This is a genomic window from Microbacterium sp. (assembly GCF_051860965.1).
GTDB lineage: Bacteria > Actinomycetota > Actinomycetes > Actinomycetales > Microbacteriaceae > Microbacterium.
The window spans coordinates 114273-133519 of sequence record NZ_JBIMKU010000002.1 but is presented as its reverse complement, the minus strand read 5'-3'; the positions used below and the strand labels follow the sequence as shown (position 1 = coordinate 133519).

The following is a 19247-nucleotide window of genomic DNA, read 5'->3' as shown; positions in this document are numbered from 1 at the left end:
CGGCTTACCCCCCCCCCCCCCCCCCCGCCCCCCAAGTCCCTGCCCCCCCCCGCCCCCCCCCCCCGGGGCGGGCCCCCCGCTTCCGCGTTCCCCGCCCTCGCCGGGCGGGGCGGGGACACCGGTCAGAGGCGCCCCGCCGCCTTGAGAGCCAGATACCGGTCGGCGATCCGCGGCGGCAGGTCGTCGGCCGTGTCGGTGACCGCCTCGGCGTGCGCGCGCCCGATCGCCGCTGCGACCCGATCGCGTTCCGCCGCGGCGCGCGCGACGGCCGCTTCGCGGTAGACCTCGTCGACATCGGGGCGGTCCGCCGTCGGCGTGGGGGCATCGGCCACCGTGCCGACGAGCACGTGCGTGCGCGCCGTGAGCGCGGGGAGCGACCCGAGGAATCCGCGAGAGCCCTCGACGGCGTCCTGCGCGGTCAGCAGCACCACGAGCGACGGACGCGAGGTGAGAGCCCGCACCTCGGCGAACGCGGCATCCCAGTCCGTGTCGATGAGCGTGGGCTCGACAGGGGCCATGGCGTCGACCATCGCCGGGAGCAGTCCCGGTCCGTCGTGCCGGGTGACCCGCGCGCGCACGACGCGGTCGAACATCAGCAGGTGCACGTGGTCGCCGGCGCGCTGCGCGAGCGCGGCGAGCAGCAGCGCCGCCTCCATCGCGGCATCCAGCCGCACGCCGTCGCCGACCCGGGCGGCCGCCGTGCGTCCCGTATCGATCACGATGACGACGTGCCGGTCCCGCTCGGGACGCCACGTGCGCAGCATGGTCGTCGACGACCGCGCCGTCGCGCGCCAGTCGATCGATCGCACGTCGTCGCCGCGCACGTACTCCCGCAGGCTGTCGAACTCGGTCCCGGGTCCGCGCACCTGGATGCTGGTCGCGCCGTCGAGCTCTCTCAGTCGCGCCAGTCGCGAGGGCAGGTGGCGGCGTGACGTGAACGGCGGGAGCACGCGGATCGACCCGACGGCATCGATGCGCGCCTGGCGCCCCGCGAGGCGCAGCGGCCCGGCGGATCGGACGACGACGAACATGCTGCGCAGCTCGCCACGACGGCGCGGGGCGAGGGGTGTGCGGAGGACGCGACTCTCGCCGGGTGGGAGGAGGATCGATGGATGCCCGGTCGGCGCGCCCGCCGTCGGCTGCCACGCATCCCGCACGTGCCCGCGCACCGTCCGTCCGCCCGTGTTGCGCAGCCGGGTGGTCACCTCGACGACCTCGCCGAGACGCGCACGCACCGGCGCCGAGCGCTCGATGCGGATCAGGCGCGGATCGGGTGCGGCCGCGGCATCCACCAGCGCCAGCACGAGGCACAGGACGATCCAGCCCGCTGCCGCGAGCCACGCGTCGATTCCGGCCAGCGAGAGCAGGACGACGGGCACGGCGCCGACGGCGACGAGGATCGGGAGGCGGGATGCGAGGTACACGTCTAGATGGGCACTCTCGTCTGCTGAACGACCGAGCCCAGCACCGCGTCGACCGACACGCCTTCGAGCTCGGCCTCGGGACGCAGGCGGATACGGTGCCGCCAGGTCGGCACGAGCATCGTCTGCACGTGGTCGGGCGTGATCGCCGGGTAGCCGCCGAGCCACGCCCAGGCCTTCGCCGAGGCCAGGAGGGCCGTCGACGCGCGCGGCGAGACGCCGAGCTGCACCGAGGGGCTCTCGCGGGTCGCGCGGGCGAGATCGACGACGTAGCCGAGGACGGCGTCCGAGACGGCGACGGATGCCGCGGCGCGCTGTGCCGCGCGCAGCTCGTCGGCAGTCGCGGCGCGCCGGACGCCGGCGGCGGCGAGATCGCGGGGATCGAAGCCGCCTGCGTGCCGCCGCAGGACCTCGAGCTCGGCATCCCGGGCCGGGAGGTCGACGATGAGCTTCAGCAGGAAGCGGTCCAGCTGTGCTTCGGGCAGCGTGTAGGTGCCCTCGTGCTCGACGGGGTTCTGCGTCGCCGCGACGAGGAACGGGAACGGCAGCGGGCGGGTGACGCCGTCCGTCGAGACCTGGCGCTCCTCCATGGCCTCGAGGAGGGCGGACTGCGTCTTGGGCGGGGTGCGATTGATCTCGTCGGCGAGCAGGATGCTGGTGAACACCGGTCCTTCGCGGAATTCGAACTCGCCCGTCTTGGCGTCGTAGACGAGCGAGCCCGACACGTCGCCCGGCATGAGGTCGGGGGTGAACTGGATGCGCTTCGTGTCGAGCCCGAGCGTCGTGGCGAAGGCGCGCACGAGGAGGGTCTTGGCGACGCCGGGCACGCCCTCGAGGAGCACGTGCCCGCCGGCGAGGAGGCCGATCAGCAGACCCGTGACGGTGCCGTCCTGACCGACGACGGCTTTGCCGACCTCGGAGCGCACGCGGTTCATCGCGTCGCGCAGGACGGCGTCGTCGGCGGGCATGTCGATGTCTGTCATCGGCTGTTCCTTTCGGGGCGGAGGGCCGCCTCGACGGCGTCCTCGAGGTCGCGGATGCGTGTGCGCAGGCCGAGCAGGTCGGCGCCGGACGCGGGGATGTCGTCGATGAGGATGCCGCGCACGGTGCCTCGATCGAGGCCCGTGCGCGTCGCGGCGGCGTCGGCGATCTGGTCGGCTCGTGCCGCCGGTCCGAGTCCGAGCCTGCGCGCGAGTCGTCGCAGCGCCGCGCCACGCAGCTGCGCGGCGGCATGCGGGGCGTCGCCCGCGCGGGCGTAGAGGCGCGCGCGCCCCTCGGTCGTCTCGCCGACCCGCACCGTGACGGGCAGGCGCTCCCGGACGAGCGGGCCGAACCGGCGTCCGCGCCAGATGCCCGCCGCGACGCCGGCCACCAGCAGCAGGACGATGACGGGGCTCACCCACGGCGGGGTCAGCTCGCCGAGGGTCGGCGTGCCTTCCAGGTCGGTGTCGAAGGGGCCGGGCACGTACCAGACCACGACGGGATGACGACCGAGGAGATTGATCGCGAGCGCCGCGTTGCCGTCCTCGGCCAGCGCTTCGTTCACGAAGAGCGGTCCCGCGTCGATGGCCGCGACCCGGCGGCCGTCGTCGTCCTCGTGCACGAGGAGTCCCCACCCGTCACCGGTGGAATAGCACGCGATCACGGCATCGTCACCCGGAGCGAGCAGCAGACCGGGCGAGACGTCGCCCGCGCGAACGGCCTCCGCCAGGTCGCACTCCGGGGCCACGGGGCCGTCGGCGGCGGCGCCCGCGAGGGTGGAACCCGCGAGGAAGAGGCGCAGGTCGCGCGAGCGCGGTTCGACGAGCACGAGGTCGGCGGCCGCGTCGCCGAGTTCTTCGATGGCGGCATCGGTGAGCGCCGGCGCATCGGGGAGCACGAGCGTCGCGGCGTCCTGCGCGAGGGCGGACGCGGCGGTCGCTCGGTCGCGCGCGACGACCACTTCCACTCCCTGATCGCGGAGGATCGCGGCGAGGGCCTGCGCGCCCCGTGGCGCGGGGGATTCGGGGTCGAGCGCGTCTCGCTCGGTCCACGCGCCGATCCCCGACATCACCGAGCCGACGATGCCGATCAGCACCACGCCGAGACCGAGTGCGATCCACGTACCGACGCGTCGAGCGCGCGACGTCGCCTGGACCTCCACGTCCGTCATGCGACGAGCTCCTCGACGACGACAGGGCGGTCGGCGGCGATCGCGTCATCCACCGACGCGACGCGCGCGAAGAGCTCCGCGGTGCCGGGACGGCGGAGGTAGCGCACGTCGTCGAACGCCTGCGCCGCTGACTCGAGGTCGTCGGCGCGGGCGGGGAAGGCGCGTGCCGCCGCGCGGGCGAACCCGTGCACGGTGGCGCCAGGGGGCGTGTCGACGATGCCGCGTTCGGCGAGCGATCGTGCCAGGGCGCGGAATCGCAGCACGATCGCCTCGGCCCATTCGCCGCGGTCGGCGCGGGATGCCGCTTCCTCCCGCAGCTCCTGGGCGGTGCGGATCTCGCTGTCGCCGAACAGCGCCCCGACCGCCACCGGCGCGCGCCGGGTCGAGCGCGGGCGCCCCCAGATCAGGAACGCGACGACGATCAGCACCGCGGCGGCGATCGCGCCGACGAATGCGAGCACGGTGCCCCAGTCCTGCGACACCTCGGTCCCGAAGAGTCCTCGGACGAAGTCCCACACCGCGCGCGCCGCCTGATCGAAGAAGGTCGGCTCGGTGACGCGGTAGACCGGATCGGAGAGCTCCTGCTCGGCCCACCGGCGCGCTTCGTCGCCGTCGGGGATCAGAGGTGTCGTCGCGCGCAGGATCACGCCGACGGCGACTCTCGGTCGGCGGGCGGGGGAGGTGCGCCGGGGGCGGTCCAGGTCGTCGGCGACGCGGGGGACGGCGTCGGCGGCGATACCGGCCACGGCGGTGCAGGCGCGGGCGTCTGGGCGGGCGCGGGGGTCGCGGCGGGGGGACCGTATGCCGGCGGCACGCCGACCGGGAAGCCGGACGGGTAGCCCGCCGCGACCGGGATCCGCGGCGCGAGCACGCGCCCGACGTGCTGAACGTAGGGATCCGGGAGGTCGGCGGCCCCGGCATCCCTCCTCTCGACGTAGGCGAGCAGATCGAGGTCGAGACCCTCGTGGCGCATGCGGCAGTCGACGTAGATCAGGGCCGTCGCGGTCGCCTGCACGACGAGCGCGACCGACTGGATGACGAAGAGCACCGCGTACACGAGCAGGAGGCCCACCACGACGGCGACGACCCCGGACGAGTCCGGGTCTCCGGTCGGGGCGATGATGGTGCCGAGCCCGGCCGACAGGAACGAGAAGGGGAGCGAGACGACCTGGCCCAGGGCGGAGAAGATGACGACGATGACCACGATGATGCCGAGCGCCGGCCAGAACCGCCCGCGGGTCAGGGACCAGGACCGCGTGACCGCCTGTGCGATGGTCGCGCGCTCGATGAGGATGGCGGACGGCGCCAGGAGGAGCTTGATCGTGAGCCACCACACGACGACGATCGCGCCGAGGAACGCCAGGATGCCGAGCACGATCGCGACGGGCAGGGCGACCGTGCCGAGCGCGAACAGTGCGCCGCCGACGATCACCAGCGCGCCGACGAGGGCGAGGGCGAGAAGGAGCGAGTAGCCGATGAGCCGCCACACGACGGGCTTCACCTGCCGCCAGATCGCGCGCAGGGTCAGCTTCTCGGCCACGACGGCGTGCGTCACCTCGACGACGACGACGCCTTGCACGATGACGGACATCGCCTGGGCGGCCAGGCCCAGCACGAAGCTCGCGATGATCAGGATCGCGACCGAGCCCACGGTGACCGTCTCGAAGTCCTCCGTGCCGGGGCGCAGTGTCGACAGGCGCGCATAGGTCGCCCACGTGATCGCTCCGATCGCGCCGAGCAGCACGATGTAGGTGAGGGTCTGCACGACGAGCGCGAACCCGAGCAGGACCTTCGGATTCTGTCGGAGAGCCACGAACGACCGCCCCAGGATCGTTCCGAAGGAGAGAGGATGCAGCGGGACGATGCCGGGGCGTGACGCAGGCGTCCAGGCAGGGTACGCGGTCACGTGAGCCTCCTCGTGGATCGCCGCCCTGCGGGGCGGGACTCCATCGTGTCATATGGGGGCGGCGCGCTCCCCGCGGGAGGTTCCCAGCGGCCGCCGGTGCTTCTCGGAGGATCCGCCCGGTGGGCCCCGGGCCCGCGCTCAGGCGAGGTCGACTAATGTGTGGGGAGCGCCCGAGCGCCGCTGGGGCGGCGGCGGCCCGACATAGAGGACGAATCGCGTCAGATGACTTCACGCATCCTGGTGGTCGACGATGACACCGCACTCGCCGAGATGATCGGCATCGTGCTGCGCACCGAGGGCTTCGAGACGGTGTTCTGCGCCGATGGATCGCAGGCCGTCGAGACGTGGCGGACCGAGCGGCCGGATCTGATCCTGCTGGATCTCATGCTGCCCGGCATGGACGGCATCGAGATCTGCACGCGCGTGCGGGCCGAGTCGGGCATCCCGATCATCATGCTCACGGCGCGCACCGACACCGCCGATGTCGTGCGCGGTCTCGAGGTCGGCGCCGACGACTACATCGTCAAGCCCTTCAATCCGAAGGAGCTCGTGGCCCGCATCCGCACGCGGCTGCGACCGGTCGCCCAGCCCGTGAGCGAGGTGCTGCGCATCGGCGACCTCACCGTCGACGTCTCGGCCCATGAGGTGCGCCGTGGCGACACCGTCATCGCGCTCACTCCGCTCGAGTTCGAGCTGCTCGTCGCCCTCGCGTCGAAGCCGCAGCAGGTCTTCTCGCGGGAGATGCTGCTCGAGCAGGTCTGGGGCTATCACTACAAGGCAGACACGCGCCTCGTGAACGTCCACGTCCAGCGTCTGCGCGCCAAGGTCGAGCTCGACCCCGACAACCCCAAGATCGTCACGACCGTTCGCGGCGTCGGCTATCGCGCCGGCGCCGTCGTCTGAGGCGGCGATGACGTCCGCGGGTGCCGGCGCCGCCACATCCCGCGATCCGTGGGTCTGGCTGCGCTCGTGGCGGGCGTGGCCCGAAGACCTCGCGAGCCTGTGGCGCCGGTCGCTGCGGTTCCGCACGATCCTCGTGACCCTGGCGCTGACGGCGCTCGCCGTCGTCATCGCCTGTCTGTGGATGGCCGTGCAGATCCAGAACGACCTCTTCGTCTCACGGCGGGACCAGGTGCTGGACTCCGCCCAGCGGGCGACCGCCATCGCGCAGGAGACCCTCGATTCCGCCGTCGAGGGCGACTCGGCGCAGCTGCAGGCCCTCATGCAGACCGTGAGCGGCAGCCTCGCGCAGCAGTCGTCGAGCGACGCGATCGCCGTCTTCCGCATCGACAGCACCCCGTCGGCGGTCGCTCCGCAGGACTTCACGCGCGGCGTCGCCTTCGACGAGGCGATCACCCCCGAGCTGGCTCAGCAGGTGGAGGACGACCCGACCCGGCAGTACTTCCAGTCGGTCGCGCTCCCGGGGCCGAACGGCTCCACCGTCCCCGGCATCGTCGTCGGGCAGCAGCTCACCATCCCGGTCTCGGGCGTGGGGCCGTACGCGCTCTTCTTCGCCTACGACCTGAGCGCGGCATCCCAGACCCTCGGCTTCATCCAGGGCACCCTCTGGGTCGTGGGCATCGCCCTCGTGCTGCTCATCAGCGGCATCGCGTGGTTCGTGCTGCGGTCCGTGACGACGCCGATCGGCGAGGCCGCCGAGACGAGCGCGAAGCTCGCAGCCGGCCAGCTCGACGTCCGCCTTCCCGTGCGCGGCGAGGACGAACTGGCCACGCTCGGCCGCTCGTTCAACGCCATGGCCGACAGCATCGAGTCCCAGATCAAGGAGCTCGCCGACCTCTCGCTCGTGCAGCAGCGATTCGTGTCGGATGTCTCGCACGAGCTGCGCACCCCGCTCACGACGATCCGGCTGGCGGCCGACATGATCAACGACCAGCGCGACGACTTCGATCCCGCGACCGCGCGCGCGGCGGAGCTGCTCAATGCGCAGGTGCAGCGCTTCGAGACGCTGCTCACCGACCTCCTCGAGATCAGCCGGTACGACGCCGGATCGGTGCAGCTCGAGCTCGAGCCCACGAGCCTCGCGCACCTCGCCGAGGACGTCATCGAGTCGATGGCGCAGCTCGCCGAGCAGCACGGCACCGACGTGCGGCTGGTCGCTCCCGGGGGATATTCCCCGGTCGACATGGACCCGCGCCGCGTGCGGCGCATCGTCCGGAACCTGCTCGGCAATGCGATCGAGCACGGCGAGGGCAGGCCCATCGTCGTCACGGTAGACAGCAACCAGCAGGCAGTCGCGATCGGAGTGCGCGACTACGGCCTGGGCATGAAGCCCGGCGACGTCGAGCGCGTCTTCGACCGGTTCTGGCGCGCTGATCCGTCGCGCACGCGCACGATCGGCGGCACGGGCCTGGGCCTGTCGATCGCCCTCGGCGATGCCCGCCTGCACGGCGGGGAGCTCGCCGTGTGGTCGGAGCTCGGCCGCGGGACGAACTTCGTGCTGACGCTGCCCCGGCACGATGCGCGGCTCGCGGCGCCGTCGCCGCTTCCCGTCGATCCGGGCGACGACTCGGTCGCCGCCGTGGAGGACCTCGGCCTCACGCAGCCGATTCCCGTGCTGCGCGATCCGTCGTCCCGGGGAGGTGCGGCATGAACCTCCGCCGCGGCATCCTCTCGGCCACGCTCGCGCTCGTCGCGGCGTTCGCGCTCACGGCGTGCGCCGGACTGCCCACGGGCGGGGCCGTGCAGGAGGGCCTTCCCGCCGGCAGCGACGACGGGCCGCCCGACATCTCCTTCCGTCCGACCGGTCCGCAGCCCGGCGCGACGCCCGAGCAGATCGTCGACGGATTCCTGCTCGCGGGCTCGGGCCCGGCCGCGACCGCAGGATCGGAGTGGTCGACGGCGCGCGAGTTCCTCGGGGCGACGTTCCGCGACCAGTGGAATCCCTCCGCGCAGGTGACCGTCGACATCCTGGCCGATCGCGAGGCGGTCCTGCTCGACGACGACACCGTCGAGGTCACCGTGACCCCCGTCGCGACGGTCGACGAGAAGGGCGTGTACGAGCGGGCCGCCGGCGGCACGATCCCGCTCGCCTTCGAGCTCGGTAAGAACGGCGCGGGCGAGTGGCGCATCACCCAGGCGCCCGACGGCATCGTGCTCGATCGCACGACCTTCACGCAGGTGTTCCGGCCCTATCCCCTCGCATACTTCGATGCGTCGTGGACCTATCTCGTCCCCGACGTGCGATGGTTCCCGCAGACGAACACGGCCAGCCGCATCGCGGACGCTCTGGTCAACAAGCCGCGCAGCGACTGGCTCGCGCCGGCGGTGAAGACCGCGTTCCCCGAGGGGGTCACGGCGCAGATCGGCGTACCGGTCGTGTCGGGCGTCGCGGGCGTGACGCTCGAGAACGCGCTCGGGGTGGACCAGACGGCGCTCGACCGCATGCAGGCGCAGCTGGAGGCGAGTCTCGGCGCGGCGGGCGTCAGCGAGGTCGAGATGCTCGCCGACAACACCCTGATCCCGGCTCAGGCAACGCCGACCCGTCGCACCACCGTCACCGGCCCGGCGCTCGCGCGGATCGAGCAGGGCTTCGGATTCCTCACGGGAGACGAGCTCACCGAGATCCCGGGGCTCTCGGATGCCGTGGAGCAGGTGGATGCCGCGGCGATCCAAGTGGGTGTCGACCGCGAGACCGCCGCCGTTCGCACGACCGACGGCGCGGTGCGGAGGGTCACGGCGGACGGCGAGGCAGCCGTGCTGGACTCGCGATCGGGCCTCGTCGACCCCTCGATCGATCCGTCCGGCGTGATCTGGACGGTCCCGGTCGGCGCGCCGCAGGCGGTCCGCGCGTACCTGGCCGACGGCACGGAGGTGCAGATCGAAGCGGCGTGGCCCGGCGCGAGCCGTATCGCGGCGATGGCGGTGTCGCGCGACGGTGCGCGGATCGTCGCGCTCGTCAGCTCGGGCGGTCGCACGTCGGTGTGGGCGGCCGGGATCATCCACGATCAGAACGGTGTGCCGAGGAGTCTCAGCGCTCCGTTCGAGCTGGGCGTCGCGGACGGCGCGGGCATCGGTCTCGCGTGGCTCGACGACACCACGGTCGGGGTGCTCGCGGTCGACGGTGCGACGGTGCGGGTCGTGGAACAGCTCGTGGGCGGCCCCGGGCTCGTGACGCCCGGACCCGAGGGTGCGGCATCCATCTCCGGCGCCAACTCGATCTCGAGCGTGCGTCTGCGCGGTGCCGACGGCACGCTCTACATCAAGCGCGGAGCCAACTGGCAGCAGACGGCGTCCGGCATCCTGGTCCTCGCGACCCAGCAGGGTACTCCGGAATAGCTCCTCCCCAGACTCTGCGCCGTGGCGGCCGTCCACGGGAACCGATCGCGCCGGGTGCAGGCGACGCCGCGGCGCGACAGTGGACGGATGGATGCCTCGACCACCGTGCGCCACGCGCTGCAGGACGCTCTCGCGCTCGTCTTCCCCGTCCGCTGCGCCGGCTGCGACGCCGAGGACGTGGCGCTCTGCGACGCCTGCGTCCTCGCGCTGGGCCCGCTCGTGACGCGGCGGACCGTGACGGGCGTCGACGTCGTCAGCGGCCTGAGATTCGACGGGGTCCCGGCCCGCGTCATCCGGAGTCTGAAAGAAGACGGTCGCACGGGTCTCGCGCGTGCGCTCGCACCCGCGCTGAGCGCCGCCGCCGGAGCCGCGATCGGCCGGAGCTCCGCGACCGTCGTACCCGTGCCGACGTCGCGCGCGTCGTTCCGTCGGCGCGGATTCCACGTCGCGGAGCTCGTCGCCCGCCGGAGCGGTCTGCGCGTCGAGCGACTCCTCCGCACGGCCCGGTCGACGGCGGATCAGCGCGGTCTCGATCTCGAGGCGCGCCGGCGCAACGTCGAGGGCAGCCTTGTCGCACGGCCCGTGGCGGGCCGGCGCCTCGTCGTGCTCGACGACGTCGTGACGACGGGGGCCACACTCGCCGAGGCGGTCCGTGCGCTGCGCGCCGGCGGAGCCGAGGTCGTGGGGGCCGTCACCATCGCCGCGACACCGCGCAGACGTGACGCAATCGAAACTCCCAGGTGACAGTCCGGTGACGCAGGGCTAGCGTGGACAGGACAAGGCGACTGAAGGTCCGCCCTTGACCGGGAGGACCGGAACAAGGAGGTCAGGGATGGAAACCAGCATCGTCGGCGTGGGTGTGAGCGTGTCGGATCGCTTCCGCGGCGTGGTTGACGAAAAGGTCCCGCGCATCGAGCAACTGGCGCCACGTGCGCAGCGGCTCGACATCAAGGTGACCCATCGCGCCTATCACAACGGTCGGGTGGAAGACGAGACGGTGGAGCTGACGCTCACCGGCAAAGGGCCGATCGTGCGGGCCGAGGCCGTCGACGGCGACAAGTTCGCCGCGCTCGACATGGCCGTGGACAAGCTGGCGGAGCAGCTGCGACGTGCGAAGGACAAGCGCATCGACGCGCGCAAGCACCCGCGTGGCGCCAAGCTCGACAAGGAGAGCGGATCGCTCCAGGGGGTCGACGTCCAGCCGGCCTCCGTCGAGGTGCTCCGCGCCGTCCGCACGGGTGAGATCCCGATCATCACGGGCAACGAGGACGAGGAGGACTACACGCCCGTCGTCATCCGCACGAAGGAGTTCGGCCCCGAGTGGATGACCGTCGAGGACGCCGTCGACCGGATGGAGCTGGTCGGCCACGACTTCTTCCTCTTCATCGACGCGCGAACAGACCACCCCAGCGTCGTCTACCGGCGCAAGGGATGGGACTACGGCGTCATCTCGCTGACCACGCAGGCAGCGCCCGAGGTCGGCGCCGCGTAGCGATCCCCGAACGAGGAACGCCCCGAGCCGTCAGCGGTCCGGGGCGTTCTCGTCTCGATCGGCTCGGGTCGTCGCCGGACGAGCGAACGGACTCAGTCGAACATGCCGTCGAGCAGGCTGCCGATCACGAGGCCGCCGAGGAGGCCGCCCATGAGGCCGTCGCCGCCGCCTCGGCGCCCGCCGCCGTAGCCGCCGCCCCACTGGTCGGGGCCCTGCTGCGGACGGGACTGGTCGATGTCGCGCTGGGCGAGCTGCAGCGCCTCGCCCGCGAGGGTCGCGGCCCGGCGCGCCATGGCCATGGCCTGCTCGCGATCGTCCTCGTCGATCTGCGTCGCCGCGGCGGCCGACGTGCCCAGGAAGCGGTCGAGATCCAGTCGGACCCGCTCGGCCTCGGCGAGGCGCGTGCGGGCGTCGGCGCCGATCCATCCGCGGTGCCCTGCGATGACATCGCGCGCGACGGCGAGCTGCCTGTCGGCGTCGTCGATCGCGTGGCGCACGTGCTCGAGGGGAGGGATGATGCGGGCCGCGCGCTCGCGGGCGGCGGCGATCGCGGCATCCAGTCCCGCATTCGCCTCGCGCAGGCGGGTGAGCTGGGTGAACGGATCGGTGTTGACCCCCGCGGCGGGCAGTGCCGACAGTGCCGCCTGCAGCTTCGTGATTGCTTCGCTGACAGCGGGGGAGTGCGGCTCCTTCAGAGCCACCACGATGTCTTCGCGCGAATCCTCGACGATGGCGGCGAGTGTCGATTCGGCGCGGAGCGCCTCGACCTCGAACGTCTCGACGGCATCGAGCAGGGTCGCGGCGCGACGGACGGACTCGGTGGATGCCTCGAGCGCCATGTTCGCCTGCTCGCGCTGCCCGGCCTCGCGTCGTCGCTCGGCGACGCCGGCGCCGTGCTCGGCGAACCCGAGGAGCTGCTCGGCCTCGGACGGATTGGCGTCGACCTGCGCGAGTGCCTCGGCCGAGTAGCGCGCAGCCAGCCGCTGCACCGTCTCGCGGGCACCGGGGACGCGGGAACGCAGGCGCTGCGCATCGGCACGCACCCCGGCGATGATCTCGGGTGCGCGGCGCGCGCGTGCGATGCGCTCAGACAGCGCCTCGGTGCGGTCGTCGAGCAGCTCCTCGGCCCAGTCGCACAGCTGGACGATGCGCGCGTTGCGCGTGCGCAGCTCTTCTGCGGTGTCGGGGATCTCGTCGTGGTTGAGCTGATGCAGATGGAACGCCTCGCCGAGGTGCTGACGGACGGCCGTGAGGGCCTCGCGGAGCTCTTTGGTCGAGTCGGGACCGAGCTCCGCCTCGGCGAAGACGAGCTCGTCCGTCGTGACGCGGATGCGCTCGTCGGCGGCGACGAGAGCGGTCTGCGCGCGCTGTGCGAGATCGGCGTCCTGGGCGGCCAGTTCGTCACGCTCACGTTTGCGGTTGCCCCAGAATCCAGCCATGTCCTCGATCCTATGTCGGGTCTCACCCGACGAGAGTGATGTGCTCCCAGGGCGAACAACGGGACTCTGGTGCCTCCGATCGAGCACGGATGATGCATGGCGCTCCCGAAAGCACTCGTCCCGGTCTCGCGGCGCGGCTGCCGGAGACCCGAGTGTCCACGGAATGCGGTTGTCAGCCGTTCATGACGGCGATCCGTGGACACTGGACGCCGCAGCGCAAGCGGCGCCGGTCTCAGTGCCGGGGCTTGCGGAACGGCTTCTCGTCGTCGTGGCGCGGGCGGCGGCCCGTGTCGGCGCGCAGCTCGATGAGCTTGCCCGAGATGCGGGTGTCGGCGAGGCGATCGAGCGTCGCGCGGGGGAGGTCGGCGGGCAGTTCGACGAGGGAGAAGTCGGGCCGGATCTGGATCATGCCGAAGTCGTCGCGCTTGAGCCCGCCCTCGTTCGCGAGGGCGCCGACGATCTGGCGCGGCTCGACGCGGTGCCGCTTGCCCACGGCGATGCGGTAGGTCGCCATGCCGGGGCGGGGGGTCCGCTCCTTGCGGGGACCGCGGTCGTCGCCGTCGCGCTCGAAGCGGCTCGGCCGGTCGGGGCGATCGCGTTCGAAGCGCGCGGGGCGCTCGGGCTCGGCTTCGAGCAGGAGCGGCGACTCGCCCTGTGCCACGACGGCGAGCGCGGCCGCGACATCCACCTCCGGCACGTCGTTGTGACGCACGTAGTGGGCGATGATGTCGCGGAATCGCTCGATGCGCTCCGTCTCGCCGAGGGCGGCCGTGATGCGGTCGTCGAAGCGCGCGAGGCGCGTGACGTTGACCTCGTCGACGCTCGGCAGCTGCATCTCGGTCAGGTCCTGGCGGGTCGCGCGCTCGATCGCGCGCACGAGACCGCGCTCGCGCGGCGTCACGAAGCTGATCGCGTCGCCCGACCGGCCGGCGCGGCCCGTGCGGCCGATGCGGTGCACGTACGACTCGGTGTCGGTGGGGATGTCGAAGTTCACGACGTGCGAGATGCGCTCGACATCGAGTCCGCGTGCGGCGACATCGGTGGCGACGAGGATGTCGAGCTTGCCCGACTTCAGCTGGTTGACGGTCTTCTCGCGCACGGGCTGGGCGACGTCGCCGTTGATGGCGGCGGCGGAGTACCCGCGGGCGCGGAGCTTCTCGGCGATCTCCTCGGTGACGCTCTTGGTGCGGCCGAAGACGATCATCCCGTCGAAGTTCTCGGTCTCGAGGATGCGCGTGAGGGCATCCATCTTCTGCTGGAACGAGACGATGAGGTAGCGCTGCGTGATCGTCGCCGACGTCGTCGTCTTGGTCTTGACCGTGATCTCTTCGGGATCGTGCAGGTACTGCTGGGACATGCGCCGGATGGATGCGGGCATCGTCGCCGAGAAGAGGGCGACCTGCTTGGAATCGGGTGTGTCGGCGAGGATCGTCTCGACGTCCTCGGCGAAGCCCATCTTGAGCATCTCGTCGGCCTCGTCGAGCACGAGGTACTTCAGCTCGGTGAGATCGAGCGTGCCCTTGGCGAGGTGGTCCATGATGCGGCCGGGTGTGCCGACGATGACGTGGACGCCCCGGCGGAGCGCCGACAGCTGCACGCCGTACCCCTGGCCGCCGTAGATGGGGAGCACGTGCACGCCCTTCACGTGGGACGCGTACTTCTCGAACGCCTCGCACACCTGGAGCGCGAGTTCGCGCGTCGGAGCGAGCACGAGCGCCTGCGGCGTCTTCTGCGAGACGTCGAGCCGATCGAGGATCGGCAGCGCGAAGGCGGCGGTCTTGCCGGTGCCGGTCTGGGCGAGACCCACGACGTCGCGGCCGTCGAGGAGGACGGGGATCGTCGCCGCCTGGATCGCCGAAGGCGTCTCGTACCCGACGTCGCGCAGTGCGGCGAGCACCTTGTCGCCCAGGCCCAGGTCGGCGAACGTCGTGGTCTCGGGCGTGGTGTCTTCAGTCTCGGTCACGCTTCAGGTTAGTGCGTGCGGCCTGTGAGTCGACAGGATGCCGGGGCGCGGCATCCATCCACGCGGCGTCGACGCGAGCGTCGGAGGATGCCGTTTCCGTCGGAGGATCGACGACGAATCGTCCGACTTTCGCGCGATGCTCCGACCGAACGGCACCTCAGCGCCGGCGACGATCGTGTCAGCGCTGGTAGGCCGAAGCCCACGCGAGCTCGGTGATGTCGATCGGCTGCGTCGGCGGCAGCGCCAGCGCAGCGGGGTCGAGGGGTGGAACGGTCGAGGTCATGGGGTTCCTCTCTGTGGGGTTCACTGAGTAATGTCCGCAACCGCCCGATTCGTCTCAGAGAACCCTCAGGCGATCGCGGTGCGACGGGTGAGTTCGGGATGCCGCGGCGGCACGAGCCAGGCGACCACGGCGATCGTGAGCGGCAGCGCGACGGCCAGCAGACCCAGCCACAGCCACGGCACATCCGCGAAGTCGAGACCGGAGGTGTCGAGCGCGAACGCGATGCCCCACACGGGGATCAGGCCGGCGATCGTGCCCGACGCCACGCCGAGACCGACGATCACGATCGTCTGCCAGAACGCGATGGCCCGTCGAAGGAGGGGTGTCGCTCCGACAGCCGTGAGGGTCGCATCGTCGGGCCGGCGTTCGACCCGCGCGAGCCCGAGGGCCACGCCCCCCGCGCCGAGCACGAGGGCGCCCACGGCACCCAGGATCACCCACAGCCACGGGGCGGGATCGGCTGGCCCGTTCTCGACGTGGATGCTGAAGCCGCCGTCGGGCGATGACGAGAGCGCCTGCAGCTGCGTGAGCCGGTCCAGGGCGATCGGGTCGATCGGCCCGCCGTAGTCGGCGATGACCGTGCGCACCGCTGTCTTCATGCCGAGCGCGTCCGCGGTGTCGGGGGAGACGACGATGCTCCAGGGCAGTGAGTGGGGCGTGTCGACGACGATCGCCGGGAGGGTCAGCGTCCGCAGCGGCTCGTCGAGGCCTGCGTCGTCGCTCAGGAACTCGTCCTGAGCGAGCATCGAGCCGTCCCATTCGCGCAGGGTCGCTTCGCCGTCCGACACGAAGGTGCCGAGGCTCATCGGGTTGTCGAGCGCGATGACGCCTCCGCGCTCGAAGATCCGCATGGCGTCATCCGGGATCGTCGTGCCGAGCGCCGTCGCGAGCTCGTCTGCCGCGATGACACGCGGCTGGCCGTCCCAGCCGAACACGCGGGACCATTCGCTCAGGCACAGGCCGACGGCGTCCGGGTCGTCGCAGGCGAGCGCGTCGAACACCTCAGCGCGGAAGACCGTTCCGAGGCGGTCGTCGGTCGGCTCGCCATCGATGAACTCGTAGTTGTCGGGCTCCCCCCGCACGACGGCCGTCGCGGCGGGATCGGTCTCGGAGACGGCGTCGACGGCACTGCGCTCGACGCGGCTGCCTCCCACGGAGGAGGGCTCGCCGGACGAGGCCCACACCGTCACGGCGACGCTGCCCTCCGGCGCCTGCCACCAGTAGTTCCGTGCGGTGCTGGCCGAGAAGATCGACACCGCGACGAGCGCGAAGGCCGCGAGGAACACGCACGCGGCGATGGCCCCGAACGCCGGGACGACGCGTCCGGGATTGGCTGCGGCATCCCGCGACGCGAGGCGTGCCGCCAGGCCGCCGTGCGAGAAGATCCGCGCGAAGAGCGTCAGCAGCCAGTGGCCCGCGAGGATGACCCCGACCTGGAAGAGGAGCGGCCCCGCGACGATCGCCCAGACGGCGAGGGTACGCCACGGATCGTCGTAATCGGTGTTCTCGGCAGCGGTGAGAGCACCGAGATAGACGCCGGCGACCGCCGTGACCGCGATCCCGATCGCCATGAGGAGGGTTCCCCAGAGCGGCCGGTCGGTGCGCAGTGACACGGGTCTGCGGGCGCCGCGCAGCGCGAGGAGCACGTCGCCCTTCGTGGCGACGCGGGCGGGGAAGTGCGCTGCGACCGTGCCGACCGCGACGGCGAACGCGACGATCCCCGCGATGCCCCACCACGGCACGTGGAAGCCCCAGAAGCTCTGGACACGCCCATCGTCGATGAGCGAGAGGACCGGGTAGGCGAGTCCGATGCCGAGCGCGGCGCCCGCGAGGCCGCCGACGAGACCGAGCACGGTCCCCTGGAGCACGACGACGCGGCGCAGCGATCGGGGCGGTGCGCCCACGCTCGCAGCGATCGCGAGCGACTGCTGCTGGCGCCGGGCGCTCACCGAGAAGGCTGCGCCGGCGAGGAGCACGACGAGATATCCCGCGAACCCCGCCACGATCGCCGTGGCCGACGCCATCGCCCACGCGCTGCCGGGGTCGACGTACCTCGCCTCGCGCTCCAGCATGAGGTCTCGCGCGAAGACGATGACCCCTTGCCGGTTGAGAGCGGGGAGCTCCGACGCGCTCGGCTGCCAGTCGGGCGCGAACCACGTGCGATGTTCGACATCGACATCGACGTCGGTGCGGGAGAGGAAGAGGGTCTGGGCGGAGTCGGCGTCTTCGGCGGCTTTGAGCACCCCCGTGATGGTGACGGATGCCGCCGGCTCGGTCAGCTCGACGCGATCGCCGATCGAGGCGCCGAGGCGCGCGAGTGCGCCGGGCGACGCCATCGCCTCGTCGCCGTCCTCCGGAGCACGGCCCGAGATGAGCTCGAAGCGACCGGCGAGGGCGGGATCCCACGCGTCGCCGATCACGGCCGAGAATGCTCCGACTCCGCCGGGTGTCCGAGCGATCGCCCGTCCCGTGCCGATCTCGATGGTCTCGGTACCGCGCGGGAGGAGGGATCGCGGATCGTCGAGGGGGTCTTCCACGGGATTGACGGGTTCGCCGGTCGCGGGATCGCGATCGATCTCCCAGTACCAGGGATCTCCCGGTGACTGCCACAGCGACGGATCGGCACCGCTGACGATCTCCACGCGCGACTGCGCCTCGCCCAGCTCGAGCGCCACCTCCTGCGCCACCGTCGGCTGGTGGCTGGCCCACACGACGAGCCCGGCGCTGAGACCCACCATCGGCAGGGCGACGAGGGTCATCACGAGGACGCTGGCGCCCTTCGCGCGCAGGACCTGCCGCCGGGCGAACCTCAGTTCTGCGCGGAGGCGGGCGAATCGCGTCCGGCGCGGGGGAGCGGCATCCGTCCCCTCCTCGGCGACGCGCGGAGCCTCGAGCACTCCCGTCATCGCGTGCTCGACAGCAGCGATTCGGCGCCGTCGCGGCGCGTCTCGTCGACGATGCGCCCGTCGCGCAGGAACACGATGCGGTCGGCCCACGCCGCGTGCCGTGCCTCGTGGGTGACGAGGATCGCGGCGGCTCCGGCATCCACCCGCGCCCGCAGCATGCGCAGCACGAGCTCGCCCGTCACCGAGTCGAGCGCGCCGGTCGGCTCGTCGGCGAGGATCAGGCGGCGACCGCCGACGACCGCGCGGGCGATCGCGACGCGCTGCTGCTGGCCACCCGAGAGATCGTCGGGGTAGGCGCCGGCCTTGTCGGCCAGGCCCACCGATGCGAGGGCGTCCGTGCCCGCGCGCCGGGCGACGCGGGCGCGGAACCCGTCGAGCTCGAGCGGGAGCATGACGTTCTCGACCGCCGTGAGGGTCGGGATGAGATTGAAGTCCTGGAAGACGAAGCCCAGCGACCGACGGCGCAGTGCCGCGAGCTGCGTCGGCGACTGCTCGCTCAGGTAGGCGCCGTCGACGACGACCTCGCCGGTCGTGGGCGCGGCCAAGCCGCCGGCGACCGAGAGGAGCGTCGACTTGCCCGAACCCGAGGCCCCCATGATCGCGACGAGCTCGCCGCGCGCGACCTCGAGATCGACACCCGAGAGCGCGGAGACGGCGGTGGAGCCGGTGCCGTACTGCTGCGTGACGCCGATGAGGCGCAGCACCGGTTCCTGAGCCTGTCGAAGGGCGCTCACGCCGGGACGTCCTGCGCCGGCGCCTCGGTCCGGGCCGGCCGCCCGCGCTTGGGGCGCTCCGTCGCGAGTTCGAGGGAGAACGTGCGCTCGGGATGCAGGGCGAGCCGCTGCTCGGTGTGGTCGAGCCAGCGGACCTCGGCCTCGGCGGCGAAGATCATCGAGTCCACCACGAGCGACCACGCGAGCTCTTCGGGGCCGTCGGGGCTGGAGCCGGCGTACTTCGCCCGGTTGAGCTCCTGCAGCTGCGCGAGGGAGGCGCGACGCTGCGTCTGGATGATCGCCGTCACATCGACGCCCGGAAGCGTCGCGGCGACCGCGAGCTTGATCGCGAGCTCGTCGCGCGTGCCCTGCCCGCGCTCGACGGGCGCGGCGAGCCAGTCGCGCACTTCGGCGGCGCCGGCATCCGTGATGCGCCAGTAGACGTGCCCCTGCTCGTCGACGTCGTCCTTCTCGACGAGGCCGTCGCGCTCGAGACGGTCGAGGGTGTTGTAGATCTGGCCGACGTTGAGGGGCCAGGTCGACCCCGTGCGGCGATCGAACTCCGCCCTCAGCTGGTAGCCGTAGCACGGCCCCTGATCGAGGATCGCGAGCAGACTCTGTCGTACCGACATGCGGGCTCCTTTGTGGATGCCGAGTATCTATTTACTGAGTATAT

Annotated in this window: 15 protein-coding genes; 5 read left to right on the top strand and 10 right to left on the bottom strand. The window is 72.0% G+C overall.

What is annotated here, in order from left to right; genetic code table 11:
- Positions 1-122: 122 nt before the first annotated feature.
- Genes ACTIFV_RS04150 through ACTIFV_RS04130 form a run of 5 tightly spaced genes read right to left on the bottom strand, consistent with a single transcriptional unit; the run spans position 123 to position 5479 of the window.
- Complete coding sequence (locus tag ACTIFV_RS04150; RefSeq protein ID WP_439591511.1) at positions 123-1424, bottom strand: DUF58 domain-containing protein; 1302 nt, start codon at positions 1422-1424, stop codon at positions 123-125.
- A gap of 2 nt (positions 1425-1426) precedes the next feature.
- Positions 1427-2404: an AAA family ATPase gene (locus tag ACTIFV_RS04145; protein WP_439591510.1), complete on the bottom strand. Its 978-nt coding sequence runs from the start codon at positions 2402-2404 to the stop codon at positions 1427-1429.
- Complete coding sequence (locus ACTIFV_RS04140; protein ID WP_439591509.1) at positions 2401-3573, bottom strand: DUF4350 domain-containing protein; 1173 nt, start codon at positions 3571-3573, stop codon at positions 2401-2403. Before ACTIFV_RS04140 ends, ACTIFV_RS04145 begins: the two co-directional genes overlap by 4 nt.
- Positions 3570-4220 (bottom strand): DUF4129 domain-containing protein, encoded by a 651-nt coding sequence (locus ACTIFV_RS04135; RefSeq protein WP_439591508.1) that lies wholly within the window; start codon positions 4218-4220, stop codon positions 3570-3572. Before ACTIFV_RS04135 ends, ACTIFV_RS04140 begins: the two co-directional genes overlap by 4 nt.
- Positions 4217-5479, bottom strand: a complete 1263-nt coding sequence (locus tag ACTIFV_RS04130; protein WP_439591507.1) for a glycerophosphoryl diester phosphodiesterase membrane domain-containing protein — start codon at positions 5477-5479, stop codon at positions 4217-4219. The genes ACTIFV_RS04135 and ACTIFV_RS04130 overlap by 4 nt, the downstream gene beginning before the upstream one ends.
- 222 nt (positions 5480-5701) lie before the next feature.
- On the opposite strand from ACTIFV_RS04130, the gene mtrA reads away from it, so the two are divergent.
- From mtrA to hpf, 5 genes are all read left to right on the top strand, one after another.
- On the top strand, positions 5702-6382 hold the full coding sequence (gene mtrA / locus ACTIFV_RS04125; RefSeq protein WP_439591506.1) for an MtrAB system response regulator MtrA: 681 nt from the start codon (positions 5702-5704) through the stop codon (positions 6380-6382).
- A 7-nt stretch (positions 6383-6389) separates the two neighbouring features.
- Positions 6390-8090 (top strand): MtrAB system histidine kinase MtrB, encoded by a 1701-nt coding sequence (gene mtrB, locus ACTIFV_RS04120; protein WP_439591505.1) that lies wholly within the window; start codon positions 6390-6392, stop codon positions 8088-8090.
- The gene (locus ACTIFV_RS04115; RefSeq protein WP_439591504.1) at positions 8087-9775 is read left to right on the top strand and encodes a GerMN domain-containing protein; all 1689 of its coding nucleotides are present in this window, start codon (positions 8087-8089) and stop codon (positions 9773-9775) included. The genes mtrB and ACTIFV_RS04115 overlap by 4 nt, the downstream gene beginning before the upstream one ends.
- 87 nt (positions 9776-9862) lie before the next feature.
- Entirely contained in the window at positions 9863-10519 is a 657-nt protein-coding gene (locus ACTIFV_RS04110; RefSeq protein ID WP_439591503.1) for a ComF family protein, read from the top strand.
- 88 nt (positions 10520-10607) lie between these two features.
- Positions 10608-11267, top strand: a complete 660-nt coding sequence (gene hpf, locus ACTIFV_RS04105; protein WP_439591502.1) for a ribosome hibernation-promoting factor, HPF/YfiA family — start codon at positions 10608-10610, stop codon at positions 11265-11267.
- A gap of 92 nt (positions 11268-11359) precedes the next feature.
- On the opposite strand, the gene ACTIFV_RS04100 is transcribed toward hpf, so the two are convergent.
- The 5 genes from ACTIFV_RS04100 to ACTIFV_RS04080 form a co-directional block, all read right to left on the bottom strand.
- Positions 11360-12706, bottom strand: coding sequence for a hypothetical protein (locus tag ACTIFV_RS04100; protein WP_439591501.1), 1347 nt, complete (start codon positions 12704-12706; stop codon positions 11360-11362).
- A 232-nt stretch (positions 12707-12938) separates the two neighbouring features.
- Positions 12939-14669, bottom strand: coding sequence for a DEAD/DEAH box helicase (locus ACTIFV_RS04095; RefSeq protein ID WP_439591500.1), 1731 nt, complete (start codon positions 14667-14669; stop codon positions 12939-12941).
- 348 nt (positions 14670-15017) lie between these two features.
- Positions 15018-17858, bottom strand: a complete 2841-nt coding sequence (locus ACTIFV_RS04090; protein WP_439591499.1) for an FtsX-like permease family protein — start codon at positions 17856-17858, stop codon at positions 15018-15020.
- Positions 17855-18592 (bottom strand): ABC transporter ATP-binding protein, encoded by a 738-nt coding sequence (locus ACTIFV_RS04085; RefSeq protein WP_439591498.1) that lies wholly within the window; start codon positions 18590-18592, stop codon positions 17855-17857. Before ACTIFV_RS04085 ends, ACTIFV_RS04090 begins: the two co-directional genes overlap by 4 nt.
- A complete protein-coding gene (locus tag ACTIFV_RS04080; RefSeq protein ID WP_439591497.1) occupies positions 18589-19203 on the bottom strand; it encodes a PadR family transcriptional regulator in 615 nt (204 codons plus the stop codon). Before ACTIFV_RS04080 ends, ACTIFV_RS04085 begins: the two co-directional genes overlap by 4 nt.
- Positions 19204-19247: the final 44 nt, after the last annotated feature.

What these genes read in the sequence shown, in the direction of transcription:
- ACTIFV_RS04145 (WP_439591510.1), bottom strand. Translation starts at nt 2,404, where the DNA reads ATGACAGACATCGACATGCCCGCCGACGACGCCGTCCTGCGCGACGCG.
- ACTIFV_RS04140 (WP_439591509.1), bottom strand. Translation starts at nt 3,573, where the DNA reads ATGACGGACGTGGAGGTCCAGGCGACGTCGCGCGCTCGACGCGTCGGT.
- mtrA (WP_439591506.1), top strand. Translation starts at nt 5,702, where the DNA reads ATGACTTCACGCATCCTGGTGGTCGACGATGACACCGCACTCGCCGAG.
- mtrB (WP_439591505.1), top strand. Translation starts at nt 6,390, where the DNA reads ATGACGTCCGCGGGTGCCGGCGCCGCCACATCCCGCGATCCGTGGGTC.
- ACTIFV_RS04115 (WP_439591504.1), top strand. Translation starts at nt 8,087, where the DNA reads ATGAACCTCCGCCGCGGCATCCTCTCGGCCACGCTCGCGCTCGTCGCG.
- ACTIFV_RS04110 (WP_439591503.1), top strand. Translation starts at nt 9,863, where the DNA reads ATGGATGCCTCGACCACCGTGCGCCACGCGCTGCAGGACGCTCTCGCG.
- hpf (WP_439591502.1), top strand. Translation starts at nt 10,608, where the DNA reads ATGGAAACCAGCATCGTCGGCGTGGGTGTGAGCGTGTCGGATCGCTTC.
- ACTIFV_RS04100 (WP_439591501.1), bottom strand. Translation starts at nt 12,706, where the DNA reads ATGGCTGGATTCTGGGGCAACCGCAAACGTGAGCGTGACGAACTGGCC.
- ACTIFV_RS04090 (WP_439591499.1), bottom strand. Translation starts at nt 17,858, where the DNA reads ATGACGGGAGTGCTCGAGGCTCCGCGCGTCGCCGAGGAGGGGACGGAT.
- ACTIFV_RS04080 (WP_439591497.1), bottom strand. Translation starts at nt 19,203, where the DNA reads ATGTCGGTACGACAGAGTCTGCTCGCGATCCTCGATCAGGGGCCGTGC.